Origin of the sequence: Chryseobacterium sp. GVT01B (assembly GCF_019970045.1) — a bacterium.
Taxonomy (GTDB): Bacteria; Bacteroidota; Bacteroidia; order Flavobacteriales; family Weeksellaceae; genus Chryseobacterium.
The window spans coordinates 414,283-434,742 of record NZ_JAHXYI010000003.1; the positions used below are offsets into that span (position 1 = coordinate 414,283).

The 20,460-nt window shown below is 38.0% G+C and carries 19 protein-coding genes; 14 read left to right on the forward strand and 5 right to left on the reverse strand.

What is annotated here, in order from left to right; genetic code table 11:
- Positions 1 to 39 precede the first annotated feature (39 nt).
- From LC457_RS08600 to LC457_RS08620, 5 genes are all read right to left on the reverse strand, one after another.
- A complete protein-coding gene (locus LC457_RS08600; RefSeq protein ID WP_374200543.1) occupies positions 40 to 2,250 on the reverse strand; it encodes a glycoside hydrolase family 3 C-terminal domain-containing protein in 2,211 nt (736 codons plus the stop codon).
- A gap of 579 nt (positions 2,251 to 2,829) precedes the next feature.
- Positions 2,830 to 3,639 (reverse strand): methionine ABC transporter substrate-binding lipoprotein MetQ, encoded by an 810-nt coding sequence (gene metQ / locus LC457_RS08605; RefSeq protein WP_223599464.1) that lies wholly within the window; start codon positions 3,637 to 3,639, stop codon positions 2,830 to 2,832.
- Between the two features lie 103 nt (positions 3,640 to 3,742).
- Positions 3,743 to 4,399, reverse strand: coding sequence for a methionine ABC transporter permease MetI (gene metI, locus LC457_RS08610; RefSeq protein WP_223599465.1), 657 nt, complete (start codon positions 4,397 to 4,399; stop codon positions 3,743 to 3,745).
- The gene (locus LC457_RS08615) at positions 4,392 to 5,420 is read right to left on the reverse strand and encodes a methionine ABC transporter ATP-binding protein (RefSeq protein ID WP_223599466.1); all 1,029 of its coding nucleotides are present in this window, start codon (positions 5,418 to 5,420) and stop codon (positions 4,392 to 4,394) included. Before LC457_RS08615 ends, metI begins: the two co-directional genes overlap by 8 nt.
- A gap of 18 nt (positions 5,421 to 5,438) precedes the next feature.
- Positions 5,439 to 6,437, reverse strand: coding sequence for an EamA family transporter (locus tag LC457_RS08620; RefSeq protein WP_223599467.1), 999 nt, complete (start codon positions 6,435 to 6,437; stop codon positions 5,439 to 5,441).
- 570 nt (positions 6,438 to 7,007) lie between these two features.
- Here LC457_RS08620 and LC457_RS08625 point away from each other — a divergent pair.
- The 14 genes from LC457_RS08625 to LC457_RS08690 all read left to right on the forward strand — a co-directional run bounded on the left by LC457_RS08625 (position 7,008) and on the right by LC457_RS08690 (position 20,346).
- Positions 7,008 to 7,940, forward strand: coding sequence for a ring-cleaving dioxygenase (locus LC457_RS08625; RefSeq protein ID WP_223599468.1), 933 nt, complete (start codon positions 7,008 to 7,010; stop codon positions 7,938 to 7,940).
- A gap of 58 nt (positions 7,941 to 7,998) precedes the next feature.
- Positions 7,999 to 8,295 (forward strand): GNAT family N-acetyltransferase, encoded by a 297-nt coding sequence (locus LC457_RS08630; RefSeq protein ID WP_213280102.1) that lies wholly within the window; start codon positions 7,999 to 8,001, stop codon positions 8,293 to 8,295.
- Between the two features lie 335 nt (positions 8,296 to 8,630).
- Positions 8,631 to 9,584, forward strand: coding sequence for a ring-cleaving dioxygenase (locus LC457_RS08635; RefSeq protein ID WP_223599469.1), 954 nt, complete (start codon positions 8,631 to 8,633; stop codon positions 9,582 to 9,584).
- A gap of 5 nt (positions 9,585 to 9,589) precedes the next feature.
- A complete protein-coding gene (locus tag LC457_RS08640; protein ID WP_223599470.1) occupies positions 9,590 to 10,210 on the forward strand; it encodes an alpha/beta hydrolase in 621 nt (206 codons plus the stop codon).
- Positions 10,211 to 10,458: 248 nt separating this feature from the next.
- Complete coding sequence (locus LC457_RS08645; RefSeq protein WP_223599471.1) at positions 10,459 to 12,069, forward strand: Na+/H+ antiporter; 1,611 nt, start codon at positions 10,459 to 10,461, stop codon at positions 12,067 to 12,069.
- Positions 12,070 to 12,222: 153 nt separating this feature from the next.
- Complete coding sequence (locus tag LC457_RS08650) at positions 12,223 to 12,534, forward strand: hypothetical protein (protein ID WP_223599472.1); 312 nt, start codon at positions 12,223 to 12,225, stop codon at positions 12,532 to 12,534.
- 10 nt (positions 12,535 to 12,544) lie between these two features.
- Positions 12,545 to 13,129 carry a Crp/Fnr family transcriptional regulator gene (locus LC457_RS08655; protein WP_223599473.1) on the forward strand — a complete coding sequence of 195 codons (585 nt, stop codon included), beginning with the start codon at positions 12,545 to 12,547 and terminating at the stop codon, positions 13,127 to 13,129.
- A gap of 316 nt (positions 13,130 to 13,445) precedes the next feature.
- Complete coding sequence (locus tag LC457_RS08660) at positions 13,446 to 14,321, forward strand: pirin family protein (protein WP_223599474.1); 876 nt, start codon at positions 13,446 to 13,448, stop codon at positions 14,319 to 14,321.
- A 41-nt stretch (positions 14,322 to 14,362) separates the two neighbouring features.
- On the forward strand, positions 14,363 to 15,052 hold the full coding sequence (locus LC457_RS08665) for a hydrolase (RefSeq protein ID WP_223599475.1): 690 nt from the start codon (positions 14,363 to 14,365) through the stop codon (positions 15,050 to 15,052).
- Positions 15,053 to 15,110: 58 nt separating this feature from the next.
- Entirely contained in the window at positions 15,111 to 16,883 is a 1,773-nt protein-coding gene (locus LC457_RS08670) for an amidohydrolase (protein ID WP_223599476.1), read from the forward strand.
- Positions 16,884 to 17,042: 159 nt separating this feature from the next.
- Positions 17,043 to 17,468 (forward strand): DoxX family protein, encoded by a 426-nt coding sequence (locus LC457_RS08675; protein WP_223599477.1) that lies wholly within the window; start codon positions 17,043 to 17,045, stop codon positions 17,466 to 17,468.
- A gap of 2 nt (positions 17,469 to 17,470) precedes the next feature.
- Complete coding sequence (locus LC457_RS08680; protein ID WP_223599478.1) at positions 17,471 to 18,838, forward strand: alginate export family protein; 1,368 nt, start codon at positions 17,471 to 17,473, stop codon at positions 18,836 to 18,838.
- Between the two features lie 253 nt (positions 18,839 to 19,091).
- Positions 19,092 to 19,832, forward strand: coding sequence for a M17 family peptidase N-terminal domain-containing protein (locus LC457_RS08685; RefSeq protein ID WP_223599479.1), 741 nt, complete (start codon positions 19,092 to 19,094; stop codon positions 19,830 to 19,832).
- Positions 19,833 to 19,914: 82 nt separating this feature from the next.
- Entirely contained in the window at positions 19,915 to 20,346 is a 432-nt protein-coding gene (locus LC457_RS08690) for a hypothetical protein (RefSeq protein WP_223599480.1), read from the forward strand.
- Positions 20,347 to 20,460: the final 114 nt, after the last annotated feature.

Sequence of the window (20,460 nt, forward strand, 5' to 3'; positions counted from 1 at the left end):
TAATTATTAAATAGAGTTTATACTCTTAACTCTCAGTTTTTATTTAAGTGTAAATTTCACTTTTGTTTTAATGGCATCGGAAGAATTTCCAATCAGTGCTTCAAAGTCTCCCGGTTCAGCTACCCAGTCATGTTTTTGAGCATCAAAGAAACTTAAAGCTGTTTTATCAATGGTGAAAGTAACTTCTTTCTGTTCTCCAGGGTTCAGATATACTTTTTCAAACCCTTTCAATTCTTTTGCAGGACGCGGAACTGATGACTTTAAATCACTGATATAAAGCTGGGCAACTTCAGCACCTGCTTTTTTACCCGTATTTTTCACCGTTACTGTAAACGTAATTTTACCATCCTGTGAAATGGTGTTCTGGTCTGCTTTTGCCTTTCCGAATTCAAAAGTCGTATAGCTCAATCCATGTCCGAAACTGAACAGAGGTTTTATATTTTTAGTATCATGCCAGCGGTAGCCTACAAAAACGCCTTCGTTGTAAGTGATATTGATAGGGTTTTTCTGATCTTTACCTTTTCCTGCAGTCAATTCATCTTTCTGTCCAGGATATTCTCCAAGTTGATGAGCTGAATTGTCTTCAAGTTTTACAGGGAATGTGAATGGAAGTTTTCCTGACGGATTCGCGTCACCTGCCAGAATAGAGGCAATTGAATTTCCCGCTTCAGACCCCAGATACCACGACTGTAAAATGGTCGGAACTTCCTTAATCCACGGCATAGCTACAGCATTTCCGGACACCAGAACAACGGCAAGGTTTTTATTGGCTTTTGCCAACGCGGAGATCACATGATCCTGATTATAAGGAAGTCCGTAGCTCTTTCTGTCGTTTCCTTCACTATCCTGGAAGTCGGCTTTATTCAGACCTCCAACGAAAATCACATAATCTGATTTTTTTGCCAATTCTACAGCTTCGTTCAGTAATTCAGCTTCGGAACGGGTATCTTTTAAATCCTGTCCGGATTTTACGCCATTATATTCACCTCCGATATCTCCTACATAACCTCTCGCATATTGTACATCAGCCTGCTTTCCAAACCTGGATTTAATTCCGTCTAATGGAAGAGCTTCATATTTCACTTTTAAAGATGAAGAACCCCCTCCAACAGTCATTATTTTAATAGCGTTCTCTCCAATAACTGCTATTTTTTTAGCTTTATTAAGATCAATCGGAAGAACATTTCCCTGATTTTTTAATAAAACGATTCCTTCTTCACCAATTTCTTTTGCAACCGCTTTATGCTCTTCTGAAGCGATATTCCCGAAAGGTTTGTTGCGGTTCATGGTTGTTTTATAGGCAAGACGAAGTAATCTTGTTACTTTATCATCAAGTTCTGTAGTACCTACTTTGCCAGCTTTAATCAGGTCAAGATAAGGCTTTGCCAGATAGTAATTGTCGTAGGCATTTTTAGTTCCGGCAGAAAGTCCGTTGGTCCACGATCCGAATTCCAGATCAAGACCGTTGTGAATCGCCTGTTCTGTGTTGTTTACAGCCCCCCAGTCGGAGACTACAACCCCTTTATATTTCCATTCCTTTTTTAAAATATCATTTAACAGATATTGATTCTGGCTGGCATACTGACCTTTGTACATATCGTAAGCCCCCATGATTGTCCATGAATCACCTTCTGTTACCGCTGCTTTGAAGGGAGGAAGATAAATTTCATAAAGCGCTCTGTCATCTACATTCACATTGCTCGTATGACGGAACATTTCCTGATTGTTCAGGGCAAAATGTTTCACAGAAGTAGACACGCCATTAGATTGTACCCCTTTGATGTAAGGAACTACCATTTTTGAGGTCAGATAAGGATCTTCACCCATATATTCAAAATTTCTTCCGTTCAGCGGAGTTCTGTAAATATTCACTCCAGGTCCCAGAAGGATATCTTTTTTTCTGTAGCGGGCTTCTTCACCCAAGGCTTTCCCATAGTTCCATGACATTTTTTTGTTCCAGGTAGCAGATAAAGCAGTCAGGGCAGGGTAGGCGATAATGGAGTCGTTAGTCCATCCGGCCTGATCCCATTCGTCCCACATTACTTCCGGACGTACCCCGTGAGGACCGTCAGTGGTCCAGAATTCCGGGATTCCCAATCTTGGAACACCAGGTGAACTGAATTTCGACTGTGCATGAAGCATTGCCACTTTTTCTTCCAGTGTCATTCTTGATAATGCATCCTGAATACGCTGTTCTACAGGTTTGGATTCATCTAAGTAAACGGGAAGGGTAGTATTAGTCTGAGCCATATAAGAAGCAGAAATAAAGGTGAATAAACTTATAATGACGGTTTTCTTTAACATGATGCCTTTCTATTTGATTAAAAGCAAAAATAGAGAAAATTTTTTATTATCTCAAATTGAGAAAATAAATTTTAATGAATAAAAAAACTGTTCACATATTTTGCAGACAGCTCATTGTTGAATATTGTATTCATAATGGCGAAAAATATAAATAGAAGTTGATAGGTGGAAAAGCACCTCGAATCCTACAACGCTCTAAACACAGTGTCTAGATTCCTACGGAATGACAAGGTGACGTATAGTTGAAGCGCGTAGTTTGTCCATTCCGAAGGAATCTACGCTCTTACAATCTCAAACCTTCCTATTCTCAAACTCTTACCTCGAATTCTACAACGCTCTAAACATAGTGTCTGGATTCCTACGGAATGAAAAGGTGGACATATAGGCAAAGCGTGTAGTTTGTCCATTCCGAAGGAATCTACGCTCTTACAATCTCAAACCTTCCTACTCTCATACTCTCATCCCGAAACCGCGCGCCTCGAACCTCGCATTTCAAACTCATCCACTCTCAAACCCTCCAACTCATTAATCCCATCCCTTCACAGCCCCGCCTTTGAAAATCTCTTTGGCTTTCTTTTCCACTTCCGGCGACTGGTAGGCTTTTACAAAGTTTTTTACTTTCTGACTGTTTTTATTATCCTGTCTTGCTACCACCAGATTCACATAGGGTGAGTCTTTATCTTCAACAAGGATTCCCTGTTTTTCAGAATCTAATCCTGCCTGAGCTGCAAAATTGTTATTGATAATCCCCACAACAACGTCTCTGTCATCTAAAACTCTTGGAATCTGTGCTCCCTCAATTTCCATGATCTTCAGCTGTTTTGGATTTTCTGTAATATCTGTTACTTTTGGCAGAAGTCCTACACCTGCTTTTAATTTCAGAAGACCGCCTTTCTGCAGAAGAAGCAGGGAGCGTCCTCCATTGGTTGGGTCATTAGGAATAACGACCGTGTTGCCTTCCTGCAGTTGGCTGATATTTTTAATCTTTTTTGAATAGGCTATAATAGGATAGACAAATGTATTTCCTACTGGTACTAGGTTGTATCCTCTCTGCTTGGACTGTTCTGTCAGATAAGGAAGATGCTGAAAAGCATTGGCGTCAATATCTCCGTTTGTCAGGGCTTCATTGGGAACTACATAATCATTAAAAGGAATAAGCTCCACTTCCAGATTATATTTATCCTTAGCTACTTTTTTGGCAACCTCAGCAATTTCCTGTTCCGGACCATAGGTAATCCCCACACGGATAAAGTTCGGATCATCTTTTCTTCCTGAGCAAGCACTGAACAGTAATATTCCTGCAGCTATTACACCAAAAATTTTTATTTTTTTCATTCTATTTTTTATTTAAAATGGATTAAGACAGAGAACAAAATGACTAAATTAATAACTTTCTATACTCTCATATTCTCAAGCCCTCAAACTCTCTCACTCAAAACTACCTGTGATCAAATCTTTTTGACAACCTATCACCCATAAACTGGATGATGAAAACCAGCAGAACAAGCAGAACCAAAACCGTATTCATAATGACAATATCATAGCCGATATAACCGTACTGGTAACCAACCTGTCCAAGTCCGCCCGCACCTACAGCACCACCCATCGCAGAATAACCTACCAACGTAATCAAAGTGATTGTAGCATTGTTGATTAAAGAAGGAAGTGCTTCAGGAAGCAATACTTTTCTGATAATCTGTAAAGGAGAAGCGCCCAGTGCTCTTGCCGTTTCTATAAGACCATGAGGAACCTCAATAAGGCTGTTTTCCACAAGTCTTGCAATAAACGGAGCTGCACCCACACTTAGCGGAACTAAAGCTGCATTTACTCCAATAGAAGTTCCCGCCAGAATCCTGGTAAAAGGAATCATCCACACGATCAGAATAATAAAAGGAATAGCACGGAAAATATTAACCAGAATAGATAATCCTCTATGATAGGCTGCATTTTCCAGCAGTTGTCCTTTTCTGGTTAAAAATAACATGATTCCTACCGGAAGGCCCAGTACAAATCCAAAAAATCCGGATAAAAATGTCATATAAACCGTTTCCCAGGTTCCTTTTGCCAAAAGGGCAATTACCGTATCACTAAGCATATCCTTTTACTGTATTTTGAATTTTATTTTGGTTGAAATAATAGATCGCCTGTTGGTTTTCTTCGGCCTCACCCTGAAGCTGCAGCAGAAGTTTTCCGAAATTGGAATCTCCAAAATACTCTACGTCTGCTTTTAGAAGCTTATAAGGGATTTTATATTGATTATATAATGTTGAAAGAATCTGTTCAACACTGATGTTTTCATTAAGTTCTATTTCGACCAGCGGAAATAAACCTTCTTTTGGTTCTTTCTGCAGTCTGCTGCTGAGTTCCTGTGGCAGGGTCATGATGTCTGAATTTATAAACTGGCGGATAATCGGGTTTTCTTTGTCCGAAATAATCTCGCTTAAAGTTCCTTTTGTTAATAATTTTCCTTTGTCGATCACGGCAACGTGGTTGCAGACCGCTTTGATCACTTCCATTTCGTGGGTAATTAAAAGGATGGTAATTCCCAGTCTCTGATTGATATCTCTTAAAAGTTGTAAGATAGATTGCGTTGTAGCAGGATCCAATGCGCTGGTTGCTTCATCACAAAGCAGAAGGTGAGGATCATTGGCCAAAGCCCTTGCAATAGCTACCCTCTGTTTCTGTCCACCCGAAAGACTTCTGGGATAATCATTGGCTTTATCTTCAAGCCCTACGACCTTCAGTAGTTCGTTGACTTTTCTGTTGATTTCATCCTTACTGCTGTGATCCAGTTCCAAAGGAAGAGCCACATTATCAAAAACAGTTCTTGAAGAAAGAAGATTGAAATGCTGGAAGATCATCCCGATTTTTTTACGTTCCTCAGCCAATTGTTTGGAGCTAAGTTTGGTAAAATCCTTTCCATTAATAATAATTTGTCCTTCATCCGGTCTTTCCAATAGATTTACGGTACGGATCAGGGTACTTTTTCCTGCACCCGAAAAACCAATGATTCCTACAATATCTCCTTTTTCTATATTTAAACTCACCTTATCCAATGCCTTAAAGGACTGTTTTTTCTGGTGAAATGTTTTCGATATGTTTCTGATCTCTATCATTCTGATTTTGTATACTGTTTAAATAGGCTGATATGGTCTGCCTGCTCTGTTAAAAAATCTTCTTACTCTTCTGATTTTTACCTTTGACCGTTTTGAAAGTCTGAAATACTTGGTGACATTCGTTAGAAGTACTCCCAGCAATATGATGAACAAGCCATACAGCTGACCTCCATTGATGCTTTGGCCGGCAACAATCCACCCTGCAATCACTGTTACAATAGGATTGATATAGGTGTGGGTGCTTACCAAGGCAGCGGGTTTTACGGACAGAAGCCAAATGTACGACAAATAAGCGACTATCGATCCAAAGAAGATCAAAAATAGGACTCCAAACCATGCCGATAATGGAACAGCAGAAACTGAAAAACCAGTCCATTCTTTTCTTATAAAAGCAATTAAAAATGAAGCTAATCCCGCTACTATAAGCTGTTGAGCGATATTCATAAAAGTAGATTGAGAAGCTGGATTTTTCTTTGAATATAAAGATCCCAGTACCCATGCGATGGAACTTAGACCTAATACAACAAATGCCGTAATACGAAGATTTCCGTCAGCAACGGCATGCGCTGCATTTGAATTGACACTGCCTTTTAAAAACATAATTAATCCTGCAAATCCAATGGCCAATCCTATCGGAATAAATTTATCTGAAAAATAATATTTCCAGTTTTTTCTGTCGATTGCAATAAACCAGAACGGGCCGGTTGCAATAGAAATTGCCGCTTCTGAAGCCGTTACATATTGTTCTCCCCAGGCTACAAGACCTGTTCCTCCGGTAAGAATAAGAATACCGGTAATTGCATTTTTCTTCCAGTTGATCAGTGAATTTGCTTTTTCTCCTTTAGAAAGCAGATATCCTATCATCAGAATCCCGGCAACCAGAAATCTTAATCCTGAAAGAATAAATGGCGGAAAACCTTTTAAGCCAAATGAAATAGCTAAAAACGTAATTCCCCATATCACATAGATGTTTGTAAAAGCCAATGGAATCAACCATTTGTTTTTAGAATTGTTCATTTTTATTTTTTTTAATGTTGTTGTGTTCAATAAAAAAAGGCTCTACCACGTGGTAAAGCCTTTAAAATATGTCTAAATAAAAGTAAGGTCAACCACAGTATTCTTGATGCACAGGCATACAGATATCCTTCATCATATTTTTGATGGTATGTCTCTTAATTGAATTATTTTTGAATTCTGCCTTCATTTTGTTTTATTTCCTGAATACGTTTGCAAATATATAATATAATTTCTATTAGTCCACTAAAAAAGTAGACATTTTAAATATTAATTTATTGTTAATGATTTAATGTATTATAAATCACATTATTGTGTGTTTTAATTTTCAATTTATTTTTTAAAAAATACATTTATTTTATATTTTTCTATTCAAATAATGCTGAAATCATATCTTAATTGATGTTATGGAAAAGATAAAATAAAATGAAATTTTTAAGAATTGTGTAAAGGTGATTTCTTATTTAAAAAGTATAATAAGAATGTTAACCGAAATAAAGCATCTACATTTATTAAACTAGTTAAATGCGCAGCATTTCTGTTCACTGTAATTTAGCATAAAAATTAAAGACAATGGACAATAGAATATTAGGTCTGCATCATATTACTGCAATAGCAGACAACGCCAAAAGAAATTTAGATTTTTATACTCAGGTTTTAGGAGTAAGACTGGTTAAAAAAACGGTAAACTTTGACGATCCGGGAACTTATCATTTCTATTTTGGGAATGAAAACGGAACACCGGGAACCATCCTTACTTTCTTTCCATGGGAAGGAATTGGTAAAGGAAACAACGGAAGTGGAATGGCTACGCACATTGGATATTCAGTACCCAAAGGAAGCCTTGAATTCTGGAAAAACCGTTTACAAAGCTTTAATGTAAACATAGAAGAAGCAGAAGTTTTTGGAGAAAAAATGATTTCTTTTACAGATCCGGACGGTCTTCAGTTACAGTTTGTAGAACCTGCAAGTGAAGACAGCAGAAAAGTATGGACAACTGATGATATCAAGGATGAATATGCCTTGAAAGGTTTCCATAATGTAACTTTAACCTTAAAAAAAGCAGATCCTACGATCAAAGTTCTGACTGATGTTTTAGGGTACAATCTGCAGAAACAGGAAGGAGAAAGATACAGATTCGCCACTAATGCAATTGACACGGCTAACCTTATAGATATTATTGAGAATGGTACAATTCCTGCCGGAAGAAACGCTGCCGGAACCAATCACCATATTGCCTTCAGGGTAAAAGATGACAATGTTCTGATGGAATATCGTGAGAAAGTATTATCTGCAGGATTGAGCATCACTCCGAAAATCAACAGAGATTATTTTTATTCATTATATTTCCGTGAGCCGGGAGGAGTTTTATTTGAAATTGCAACCGATAACCCGGGATTCACAGTAGATGAACCTTTGAATGAGTTGGGAGCCAACCTGAAGCTTCCTGCACAGTATGAAGGAATGCGTGAGAAAATAGAAGGAGTACTTCCGAACTTATCATAGATCATCGGCCAGCACTGATAAAAATGCTAATTTTGAATTAAGAATTAAAAACAAAAAAATGGAAAGAACAGAAATAGTTTTAGAAGGAAGAAAAGGGGAGATCCAGCTTTTCTCAGACGATAAAAAAGCAGGTAAAATGGATATTTCAGTCATTGGAAAAAAACTGACGGTTTATCATACTGAAGTAAATCCGGAATATGAAGGTAAAGGCTTTGCTAAAATCTTACTGGAAAGACTGGTTTCCTATGCAAGAGAAAATGATTTAAAGATTCTGCCACTGTGTCCGTATGTTCACGCACAGTTCAAACGTCATCCGGAAGAATACAATGATGTTTGGTTGAAGGAAGAACTCTAGTGAGTTTGAGAGCTGGGATTCGGGATGCGAGTTTTCGGGCAAGAGGGCGAGAGCGTATGAGAGTACAAGGGTGGGAGCGTAGATTCCTACGTAATGAACAAACTATGCACTTTATCTATCCGTCCACTTTGTCATTCCGAAGGAATCTAAATTTTTTATGTAACCTTTGTAAAAGAATCTTGACATTTTGAGGATTGGGGATTTGAGGGGTTGAGAGTCTCAAGCTAAAAACAAAGGTGAAAGACAAAAGATGAATAAAACTGCTCTCGAAAGCATCAACCCGAACCCCAAATCTCGCATGCTATCATAATAATCAATTAACAATTATCAACAGAATGAAACTTATCACAGGACTGCATCACGTTACGGCAATTACCGGAAATGCACAGGAAAATATAGACTTTTATACCGGAGTTTTAGGACTTCGATTGGTCAAAAAAACGGTTAATTTTGATTACTCGGATGTTTATCATTTTTATTTCGGGGATGAATATGGAACACCGGGAACGATTATGACTACTTTTCCGTATGGTAAGGATCTGATCAACGGAAGACATGGTAAAGGAATGCTCAATACAACGGCATTTTCAGTTTCTATAGATGCTCTGGATTATTGGATGAGCCGTCTGGAACAGTTTAATATTCCTTTTAAACAGCCGCAGCAAAGATTCTCGGATGAAGTTTTTATTTATCTTGAAGATTTTGACGGGTTAGGACTGGAATTGGTTTTTAATGATAAAGACGAAAGAAAAGGATATTACAACGGTTATATTCCTAAAGATTATGCCATTAAAGGAATCCATCACGTAGAGATCTGGCAGGATGACTATCAAAGAACGGCCGCTCTTCTGACCACTCAGATGGATCATAAAGTAATTAAGGAAACTCCTGACAGACTGAGATTGGGAACAGAGAATATGCCGGGGAAATATGTAGATCTGCTTTCTACACCCAGCGCATTGAAAGGATTGGCAGGAAGAGGTACCGTTCACCATGTAGCATTTGCTACTCCGGATGCAGCATCTCAGCTTGAAATGGTAAAACGCTTAAATGCATATGGTCTGGAGCATACTGAAGTAAAAGACAGAAAATATTTCACCTCCGTATATTTTAAAGAGCCGGGTGGAGTTTTGTTTGAAATTGCTACTTCAGGTCCCGGGTTCGATGTAGATGAAGAAGCCGCGTTTTTAGGAGAAGATTTGCAGTTGCCGCCGCAGTTTGAAAAAAGAAGAGAACGTCTGACAGAAGTTCTTCCCGTAATTAATTATCCAACAGAAAAATTCAGATAGAAATAATGAGTCATATTTTAAATATAAAAACAGCAGGAATTCCATTGAATCAGGCAGAAAAAGCTTTGATTATGATTCATGGACGTGGAGGAAGCGCTCAGGATATTCTGAGTTTATCTCAACATTTAAATGTAAAAGACTATGCTTTATTAGCCCCGCAAGCTTTGAATCACACCTGGTATCCTTTTTCATTTATAGCCCCGGTAGAGCAAAACGAACCATGGTTGTCATCAGCCATTGAAATGGTTGAAGAAACAGTAAAAGCAGCTGTAAACGCAGGAATTAAACCAGAAAATATATACTTTTTCGGATTTTCTCAGGGCGCCTGTCTTACCCTTGAATTTCTGGCCCGTAATGCTCAGAAGTTCGGTGGAGCAGCAGCTATTATTGGTGGAGTGATAGGTGATAAGATCAATCGTGAAAACTATAAAGGAGATTTTGCCGGAACCCCTGTTTTTCTGGGAACCAGCAATCCTGATTTTCACGTTCCTGTAGAAAGAGTATACGCTACAGCCAATATTTTAAGAGAAATGAACGCTGAGGTAACAGAAAAAGTATATGCCAATTTCGGACATTCTATTAATGAGGAAGAAATGGAATTGGCTAACTCAATACTATTTAAATAAGTATTTTAATTTTGAATTATTTATAATTTTTAATAATGCTTAAAGTGTTTAAGTAATGGTGAGATTCCTTCGGAATGACAAAGTGTACGGATAGATAAAGCGTAATATTTGTCATTCTGTAGGAATCTAAATGAATTAATAAATATTCAATAGCAGTGAGCTTTAGCCCACCTTTAAAAAATAAATATACCACTGGCTTTAGCCAAAACCTAAATAACCAGAATCTGAAATCTAACTTCTGAAAAACTATGCACGAACAACTACTTTTAATACTGGGACTTTTATTACTCGTCATGATGCTGGTCATGCTGGCGCAACGGATTAAGATTGCTTATCCTATTTTTCTGGTGCTTGCCGGATTAGGAATTAGTTTTATTCCGGGAGTTCCTGTTTTAAAGCTGGATCCAGAGATTATATTTTTAATTTTTTTACCTCCACTTCTGTACGAAGCAGCCTGGTATACTTCATGGAATGATTTCTGGAAATGGAAACGTCCCATCAGTCTGCTGGCTTTTGGTCTGGTATTTCTGACCTCGCTGGTGGTTGCCTATACTTCACAGATGTTGATTCCCGGATTTACCCTGGCATTGGGTTTTTTATTGGGAGGAATTGTTTCACCACCGGATGCAGTTGCTGCCACAACGGTTTTAAAAGGATTAAAAGTTCCAAAACGTACTCTTGCAATACTGGAAGGTGAAAGTCTGATTAATGATGCTTCTTCACTGATTGTTTTCAGATTTGCTTTGGCCGCAGTAATGACAGGAGCTTTCTCGATGCATGAAGCAACCGGACAGTTTTTTCTGGTAGCAGGAATGGGAATTGTAATAGGAATTGCAGGGGCTCATGTTTTTTATGCCATTCACCGGTTTTTACCTACTACACCTGCCATTGATGCTGCCATTACAGTAATTACACCTTATATTCTGTTTCTTTCTGCAGAACATTTTCATTTTTCAGGAGTAATGGCTGTGGTGAGCGGAGGTTTATTTATGTCATTCCGTGCTCATGAAATTTTTAAGACAGGAACCACAAGAATCAATATGACAGGAGTCTGGAATACCCTGATCTTTGTAATGAACGCTTTGGTTTTTGTATTAATAGGGCTGGAACTTCCGGATATTATCAATGGATTGGGAGAAGTTTCATTAATGGAAGGTATCAAATATGGTTTAATTATAAGTTTGATCGTCATTGTAGTACGTTTGTTATGGATTTATCCTGTAGCTCATATTCCAAGATGGCTGAGTGAAAAAGCCCGCCGTGATCCGAGCCCGGGATGGAAAAATCCTTTAATTATAGGATGGGCAGGAATGAGAGGTGTTGTTTCTTTGGCTACAGCCTTGTCCATTCCGGTAATGATGAACAGTCAGGCCGAATTTCCGATGAGAAACCTGATTATTTTTATCACATTTGTAGTCATTTTTGTGACATTGGTATTTCAGGGATTGACACTGCCTTTGGTGATCAGGCTGACAAAAATTAAAGAGATTGATCCTATTCTTCCTTCTCATGAACAGCAGGCCGGAATCCAAATGAGACTGGATAAGCTTGCTGTCCAAAAACTTGATAAAGAATATAATGAATTGGTGAACAGAAATAGTCTGCTTGAGAATTTTAAAAAAGCTTTGGAAACCGATATCCAACTTCATCAGAATCATTTAAGTTCTCTGGAAATGTGTACCAACAGACGAAACGATATGGCAGAATATCACAATGTAATGTTGGATATCTTTGCCCTGCAGAGAAAAGAACTGTTCCAGATGAAACGTGAAAAACGCTTCAGTGAAGATGAAATAAGAAAAGCAGAATCCCAATTAGACCTGAACGAACTGAAAATCACAGGGAACAAACATTTGTAGAGGGAACGAGATGCGGGCTTCGGGATAAGAGATAAGAGATACGTGATTCGAGTTAACGAGTTTGAAGGGTATGAATTGTTACGGATTGTATAAGAGATGTACTTTTTACTCAAATGTTTCTTACCTTAATCAACAATATAAATAGTGAACAAAATGAAAACATTACATTTTTTAGTTATCGGAAAGAATCAGGAAATTCTCGATACTTTAAAAAGAATTATAGAAAATAACGAAGGTTGGACTGCCGAAATACAAAGTGATGAAAATTTCTGCTACGAATATATAAAAGAGACCCCCATAGATATTGTTCTTTTAAGTTCCGGGCTTGAGGAAGATTTTGAAAAAGATATTAAAATATTTTGTGCAGGATTAGATAAAGATGTTAAAGTAATCGATCATTATGGAGGAGGAAGTGGACTTTTAAAGAATGAAGTTTACAGTCTTTTTCCTAATTTGCAGGAATAAACCTGACATTATGTTTGAAAATATCATTAAAAACATTACACGATTTATCTCAATCACCCCCGAAGAAGAAAAGACGTTTACTGATCTGCTTGCCTGCCAGTCTTACCCTAAAAAAACAGTTTTGCTGAGAGAAGGAGAGATCTGTCAGTTTGAAGGTTATATTCACAAAGGATGTATAAGAATGTATTGTTTGGATGATAATGGTTCCGAAGTTACGCTGCTGTTTGCTATCGAAGACTGGTGGATCAGTGATATTGCCTCATTTCAGGAGCAGAAACCTTCAAAAGTTTATATTGAAACGCTGGAAGATTCGGAAATCTATATGCTGAATCCTGCAACCAAAGAAAAACTGCTGCAGGAAATTCCGAAATTGGAAAGAGTTTTCAGAATGCTGGTTCAGAGAAATCTGGCAACATTGCAGAGCCGTTTGGTAAATACCATTTCCAAGACCGCATCAGACAGATACCTTGAATTCATCAAAGTATATCCTTCAATTCCCCAAAGAGTAGCACAGTATTACATTGCTTCCTATCTTGGGGTTTCAAAAGAGTTTGTCAGCACTATCAGAAAGCGTCTTGCTTCAAAGGAAAAATAATCTTTCAGATTTTAAGACTCCTTTCCTTTATTTTATCAACTCAATAATTAATACTGATAAGAAAGTGAGATTCCTACGGAATGACAAATAGTACGCTTTCTCTCTCCATACAGTTTGTCATTCCGTAGGAATCTAAACAGGGTTATTATCAAATACTCTAGACTTCCCAGGAACTTTAAATATCATCATACTGCCGGATACAAACGTATCCGGTATTTTTTTTTGCTGTAAACTCATTTATTAAACTAGTTAAATGTGCAGGGTTTCCGGTCTCTCTAAATTTGTCCTATCAAACAAGAACAAATAACAATCTGATATGGACAGAAAAGATTTTTTAAAGAAAGGATTATTGGGAACAGGAATGTTTGTAGCATCAGCTTCTCTGGCAAACGCTATGAAAAATGATATCGATGAGATTGAACCATTAGAACCAATCGGATATAATCATCTTCCCAATACAGAATCAAAAATAAAAGAAAACTCTGTCATCCACAGAGCAGACTCAAGAGGAAAAGCAGACCACGGATGGCTGTTGAGCCAGCACACTTTCAGCTTTGCCAATTATTACAATCCTGAAAGAATGCACTTCGGAGTACTGAGAGTTCTGAATGACGATAAAGTGGAAGCAGGAAGAGGTTTTGGAACACATCCTCATGACAATATGGAGATCATCAGTATTCCTTTGGAAGGCGACCTTGAACATAAAGACAGCATGGGAAATACAGCAGTAATCAGAAGTGGAGACATCCAGGTGATGAGTGCAGGAACAGGAATCATGCACAGCGAATTCAACAAAAACAGTGATAAGCTTGTAAAATTCCTTCAAATCTGGATCTACCCGAAAAAAAGAAATGTTACGCCAAGATATGATCAGATCACTTTAGACAAAACGAAAGGACATAATCAATTTGAACAGATCCTTTCCCCCAATGCGGATGACGAAGGAGTATGGATTCACCAGGATGCCTGGTTCCATCTGGGAACGTTTGATCAGAATACAGAAACACCTTATCAGATCAAGAAAAAAGGAAACGGAATCTATGTTTTCATTCTGAAAGGAAGCGCAGAAATAGGCGGAGAAATTTTGGAAGAACGTGATGGATTCGGAGTATGGGATATTCAAAATATCAATATCAAAGCACTAAAAGAAGGTACAGAAATCCTTGTAATGGACGTACCAATGACACTATAATAAAAATTAAACAGAAATAACAACCCTTAAATTAAATCATTATGAAAAAATTAATCCTATCATTTGCAGCAGGCTTATTATCCTTAACTGCGTCAGCTCAAAACCCTGGAAAATCATTATTAAATCCTACCAATCATGCCGTGGTATTAATAGACCATGAAGGACAGATGGCTTTTGCAACAAAAAGTATCAGTATAGAAGAATTAAGAAACAATGTGGCACTTGTAGCCGGAGGATCAAAGATTTTTAATGTTCCTACAGTGGTAACAACAGTGGCAGAAAAATCATTCAGCGGACCTGTTTTCCCTGAAATTTCAGAAGTATACCCTCAAGCAACAAGCGGATATGTAGACAGAACTACGATGAATACCTGGGAAGATCTTAACGCTCACAAAGCCATTACAGGAAAGAATAAAAAGAAACTGGTTTTCGCGGGATTATGGACAAGCGTATGTATCGTAGGACCAGTATTATCAGCTATTGATGAAGGTTATGATGTATATGTGGTAACAGATGCTTCAGGTGATATTTCTAAAGAAGCTCATGACCAGTCAATTACCCGTATGGTACAGGCGGGAGCACATCCTATTACTTCTGTTCAGTATGTATTGGAACTTCAGAGAGACTGGGCAAGAAAAGAAACCTACAAACCGGTTAATGATCTGATGAAAAAACACGGTGGAGCTTACGGTATCGGAATTCAGTACGCTCAGGAAATGTTAAAACACTAATGGTCTGTTTCGGCAGGCTGAAAGCCTGCCGAAATCTTCAAACTTAAATATTGAAATAATGAAATTACTGAATACACTTATACTTTCAACAGTTTTAGGGACAGGAATCCTGAACGCTCAAAAAGCAGACATGATTATTACCAATGGAAAGATCACAACAATGGATGATAAAAATCCCGAAGTACAGGCTGTAGCTATAAAAGACCACAAAATCTTACAAACCGGAACAAACGCCCAGATTTTAAAATTAAAAAGCAGCAATACAAAAATCATTGATGCCAAAGGAAACAGAGTGATCCCTGGATTGTTTGACAGTCACCTGCATGTGATTCGCGGTGGTAGATTTTATAATACGGAACTTCGCTGGGATGGAGTGAAATCTTTAAAAAGAGCCTTGGAAATGCTGAAAGAACAGGCTCAGAGAACCCCAAAAGGACAATGGGTAAGAGTGATTGGAGGCTGGAATGAATATCAGTTTGAAGAAAAAAGACTTCCTACCCTGGCTGAAATAAATGAAGCAACAGCAAATGTACCCACTTTCATCATGTACCTTTACGGAAAAGCATGGTTAAATAAAGCCGGATTAAAAGAACTCAATATCAACGGAGAAACGCCTAATCCTGCACAAGGTTTAATTGAGAAAGACAACAACGGAGACCCTACAGGTTTGCTGGTGGCAGAACCTAATGCATTTATTCTTTATTCAACATTGGCAAAACTACCGGAGTTAAAAGAAGAAGAAAAAGTAAATTCTACCCTTCAGTATATGACGGAACTGAACAGATTGGGTGTAACGGCTGTAATGGATGCAGGAGGAGGATTCCAGAATTTCCCTGATGATTATGGAACGACAGACAAGCTGAACAAAGAAGGAAAAATTACCGTTCGTTTACCTTACTATTTATTTGCTCAGAAGAAAGGATCTGAGCTGGCAGATTACACCAAATGGATTGGAATGGTAGAAATTGACGATCATGGCCACAACGATTTCAATGAAATAGATTATCACGTTAATGGAGGAGGGGAAAACCTGGTGTCTGATGGAGCAGATTTTGAAAATTTCCTTTTTCCAAGACCGGAACTTCCTGCAACCATGGAAAAAAATATGAAAGAAGTAGTAAGTCTTTTGGTTAAAAATAAATGGCCTTTCAGAATTCACGCAACCTATAATGAAAGTATCACAAGATTTTTAAATGTCATTGAAGAGGTCAACAAAGAAACCCCTTTGAACGGACTAGTCTGGTTTATTGATCATGCCGAAACCGTTACTGAAGACAATATGAAAAGAATAAAAGCAATGGGTGGTGGAATTGCCATACAGCACAGAATGGCTTATCAGGGCGAAAGTTTCATCCACAGATATGGTAAAAAGCCAGCTTTAGCTTCTCCACCAGTGAAAAAAATGCTCGAAATGGGAATTCCCGTAGGATTGGGAACAGACGGAACCAGAGTAGCAAGCTACAATCCATGGGTTGCTTTATACTGGATCACAACAGGAAAAACAATCGGAGGAAACCAGGTAATGGGCAAAGAAAATACCTTAGACAGGAAAACAGCTTTATCACTTTCTACCTATGGCGGATACGAATTAATAAAAGACTATCAGAAAGGGAAAATACAGAAGGGATATTTTGCAGACCTTACCATTTTGGACAAAGATTATTTCATGGTCAATGATGAAGAAATTAAAAACATCACTTCAAAACTGACCATTGTAGACGGAAAAGTAGTGTATGGAGACAATACTTACAAAACCGTTGCTCCCGCACCTCTTCCGATTATCCCGGACTGGTCACCGGTAAAATATTACGGAGGCTATCAAACCAAATAATGTAAACCACAAAAGCCACAAATACTTCAACTGAAGGAGCAAAAATTCCCCTCCTCCGGAGGGGTGGCGAAAATTCAAAGAATTTTTGACGGGGTGGTCAGCCCATTATTAAAACAGTCACCAAACTCAGTACAATTCAAGTTAAATAGTATTCAAATCATGAAAAAGCTAATCCACATCATCACCAATACCAATCCGCCAGGAAAATTAACAGACATCGCGCTTTTAGTTTTCAGAGTCTTACTTTCTGTAGAATTAATCGTAGCCCACGGATTAAAAAAATTAGGAATAGGCGTTGCAGAAGCCGAGCAGGTTCCGAACCCGCTTCACCTTCCGGAAGCTTTCAACAGTCTTTTTGCAGATGCTGCCAATCTGGTATTCCCGGTGTTTGTGATCTTTGGCTTTTTCACAAGAGTTGCAGTATTGCCAATTTTGGCGGTGACGCTTACAGGATATTTTATTCTTCATTGGAACGATGCATTACTGGTAAAAGATACTCCTTTTATGTATAGCTTATGTTATCTGTTTTTACTGTTTATGGGGGCTGGGAAATACTCAGTTGATAATTTTTTAACCAAGAAATAATCATGAAAAAACTGATTGCCATTGCGCTTTTGTTGCAGATTTTTATTCCAGCCCAGCTTTCTGCACAGTTCAAACTGATGAGGTTTGATGAAGATTATGCTGCATACAAAGACTCTGCAAAGACTTTTTACAATTCCATAAAATATATCCCGCTTGCAGAAAAAAATAACAATTACTTGTCGGTGGGAGGAGAGGCAAGACTGGAGTTTGTAGATTTTAATAATGAAGATTGGGGGAGAATGGACATTGGAAGTAATCCTTTTCTGATTCAAAGATACAATGTACATGCAGATTTGCACCTGGGCTCACGGGTAAGAATTTTCGGACAGTTGAGAAGTGCATGGGAAAACGGAAGAAAGAACGGCCCAAGACCAATTGATGAAGATCATTTGAATATTCAGAATCTTTTCATTGATGTTGATATCCTGAAAAGTGACAAAGAAAAACTGACAGTGCGTGCTGGAAGACAGGAACTTGATTATGGAAGCGGAAGGCTGATTTCAGTAAGAGAAGGTCCCAATTTAAGACTCTATTTTGACGGATTGAAATTCATGTACAAAAGAGGAAACTTCAGATCAGATGCCTTTATGATGGCTGCCAGTGAAATCATTCCCGGAGCATTTGACAATAAATCCTCAAAATCCATCAACCTTTGGGGAAGTTACAACACCTTGATTATTCCCAGAAGCGGAAACCTTGAGTTGTATTATTTAGGAATTCACAGAAAAGATGTACGTTTTGAAGATGGAATTTCTGATGAAAACAGACATACTTTAGGAGGGAGATTCTGGAGATATGGAGGAGGATTTATCTACAATTTTGAAGCTGCTTATCAGTTCGGTAACTTTAATAAAGGAAATATCAGCGCATGGACGGCTTCTGCAGACATCGGATATATGTTTGAAAATGTAAAAGGAAAACCAACGATTAACCTTAGAAACGATTATATCTCAGGTGACAGCAATAAAGGAGACGGAAAATTGGGAACATTCAATCCCCTGTATCCGAAAGGAGGGTATTTTGGATTCAATCCTCAGATCGGCCCGGTGAATTTAATTGATATTCATCCCTATGCAACCGTAGATTTGAGTGAAAAAATAACTGTACAGGCAGATGTCGTTTTCAACTGGAGATATTCTACCCAGGACGGGATTTACAGACCGAGCGGAACATTAAACCTGCCATCCTCAAACTCAACAAAGAGATACATAGGAACTGCTTTCTTAGGAAGCTTTAATTATAAGATCAATAAGTTTTTAACCTTTAATACAGGAATACAGTATTTTAACACAGGAGCCTTCATCAATGAAGTGATAGACAACCACAAAGACGGACTCTTTATCAATTCCAGAATTGTATTTAAATTTTAAAAAAATATATATCCGCAAGAATATCCCGCAGCTCGAACCCCGAAAACTCGCATCCCGAACCCAACAACAAAAATTACCCCACATCAATGCATCTATCCATCACAGAAACTACCTTTGAAAAAACAAGAAATAGCCGGAGCAAAGCGACTTGCGCCTTAAAAAAATAAACCGTAAAAAAACTTAGCGCCTTTGCGTCAACAAAAACCAGCAACAAAAATAACCAGCAACCAGCAACAACAAAAAAATAAATCTCATGAAAAATACACTAAAAAATAGCTTAAGACACTCATTAGTAATCACAGCTTTAGCATTCTCTACACTAAGCTTTGCACAAACCACTACCACAGCACCTGCAAAGACAACAGCCATCGGAACTTCTAAAACATGGGGAACTGTAGACGGAATCTCCATGGTAGGATTGGTACAGGGACCTTCCTCTGCTGATGCCCAGCTTCAGGTAGCCTGTGTGTTTGAATATACAGAAGGAGACATCTTTAATGCTCAGGCTTTACCCGCAAAACTGAATGGATTAGTTCATTTGGATGAAGCTTTAAAAGGTGAACTGACCAATATCAGAAAAGCAGGACAGTTCCAGGGACATTCTTTAGAAACCCTTTTGATTACACCTCCTGCCGGATCAATGTCTGCAAAGAAATTATTGTTGATCGGTTTAGGTGACCGTAACAAGTTTACCCCTGATTTAATGACTTCAGTAGGAGAAGTGGCTGCCCGTGAAGCGATGAGATTAGGTGTTACTAATTTTGCCTTCGCAAGTGATCTGAAAGATGCAGGAATTGATTCTCCAACTGCTTTGGTAGCCGGAAACATAGTAAGAGGAATCGTACACGCCAACCGTTCTGAAAATTACCTGAAAGAACACAAACTATCCACTACAAAAAAATTAGAAAAAGTATACCTTCTGGCTGGTCCTGCCTTCTTTGAAACCGCAGGCGGAGGAATTTCCGATGCCATTTCAGAAGTTCAAAAGAAATAATGAACCTAGTTTCATTAGTATTGTTGATTCGGCCTCCTTTTTTAAGGGGGCTTTTTGTTATATTTACTTTTAAGAAAATAATATGGGATTAGGACTTGAAATAAGTTTCGTGTTTGATAAAGAGGAACCTTTATGGCAATATCTGAACCTGAGAGATCAATACCGTTTTGACGGAAGAGACGGTTTAAATCTGGTTATGACCGGTGATGGACTGGAAGATGATGACAGATTATTGTGCCAAATAGAAAGAGTCTTACATATAGACTTGAAAATATTGGATTTCTGGAATTTTTATGAAGAATATATTGATGTGGAAATTTTAAAATCTAATCTGATACAACTGAATGGAGCATTGAAAAACCAGCCCAATTTTTATAAAAAGATAGCGTATGGACATGATATTGAAGACGGTTACCTGAGGGAGAAGTTTGCTGAAGATGTAAATTTTCTTATTGAAAGGCTGGATCTGAATATAATAAATGGGGCAGAAAAAGTAATGTTTGTTAGCTCATAATTATTAATATTGTGGGTAGGTTTGAGATATCCGTGTCTACAACTTATCAAAGATCAACACCCAACTAAATTAGCAAAATCCAAAAAAAATCCCGATTTTTGCACTCCTTCAATA

Excerpts from the sequence above, each read along its gene's own strand:
- LC457_RS08600 (WP_374200543.1), bottom strand. The coding sequence starts at position 2,250 with ATGGCTCAGACTAATACTACCCTTCCCGTTTACTTAGATGAATCCAAA.
- metQ (WP_223599464.1), bottom strand. The coding sequence starts at position 3,639 with ATGAAAAAAATAAAAATTTTTGGTGTAATAGCTGCAGGAATATTACTG.
- metI (WP_223599465.1), bottom strand. The coding sequence starts at position 4,399 with ATGCTTAGTGATACGGTAATTGCCCTTTTGGCAAAAGGAACCTGGGAA.
- LC457_RS08615 (WP_223599466.1), bottom strand. The coding sequence starts at position 5,420 with ATGATAGAGATCAGAAACATATCGAAAACATTTCACCAGAAAAAACAG.
- LC457_RS08620 (WP_223599467.1), bottom strand. The coding sequence starts at position 6,437 with ATGAACAATTCTAAAAACAAATGGTTGATTCCATTGGCTTTTACAAAC.
- LC457_RS08625 (WP_223599468.1), top strand. The coding sequence starts at position 7,008 with ATGGACAATAGAATATTAGGTCTGCATCATATTACTGCAATAGCAGAC.
- LC457_RS08630 (WP_213280102.1), top strand. The coding sequence starts at position 7,999 with ATGGAAAGAACAGAAATAGTTTTAGAAGGAAGAAAAGGGGAGATCCAG.
- LC457_RS08635 (WP_223599469.1), top strand. The coding sequence starts at position 8,631 with ATGAAACTTATCACAGGACTGCATCACGTTACGGCAATTACCGGAAAT.
- LC457_RS08640 (WP_223599470.1), top strand. The coding sequence starts at position 9,590 with ATGAGTCATATTTTAAATATAAAAACAGCAGGAATTCCATTGAATCAG.
- LC457_RS08645 (WP_223599471.1), top strand. The coding sequence starts at position 10,459 with ATGCACGAACAACTACTTTTAATACTGGGACTTTTATTACTCGTCATG.
- LC457_RS08650 (WP_223599472.1), top strand. The coding sequence starts at position 12,223 with ATGAAAACATTACATTTTTTAGTTATCGGAAAGAATCAGGAAATTCTC.
- LC457_RS08655 (WP_223599473.1), top strand. The coding sequence starts at position 12,545 with ATGTTTGAAAATATCATTAAAAACATTACACGATTTATCTCAATCACC.
- LC457_RS08660 (WP_223599474.1), top strand. The coding sequence starts at position 13,446 with ATGGACAGAAAAGATTTTTTAAAGAAAGGATTATTGGGAACAGGAATG.
- LC457_RS08665 (WP_223599475.1), top strand. The coding sequence starts at position 14,363 with ATGAAAAAATTAATCCTATCATTTGCAGCAGGCTTATTATCCTTAACT.
- LC457_RS08670 (WP_223599476.1), top strand. The coding sequence starts at position 15,111 with ATGAAATTACTGAATACACTTATACTTTCAACAGTTTTAGGGACAGGA.
- LC457_RS08675 (WP_223599477.1), top strand. The coding sequence starts at position 17,043 with ATGAAAAAGCTAATCCACATCATCACCAATACCAATCCGCCAGGAAAA.
- LC457_RS08680 (WP_223599478.1), top strand. The coding sequence starts at position 17,471 with ATGAAAAAACTGATTGCCATTGCGCTTTTGTTGCAGATTTTTATTCCA.
- LC457_RS08685 (WP_223599479.1), top strand. The coding sequence starts at position 19,092 with ATGAAAAATACACTAAAAAATAGCTTAAGACACTCATTAGTAATCACA.
- LC457_RS08690 (WP_223599480.1), top strand. The coding sequence starts at position 19,915 with ATGGGATTAGGACTTGAAATAAGTTTCGTGTTTGATAAAGAGGAACCT.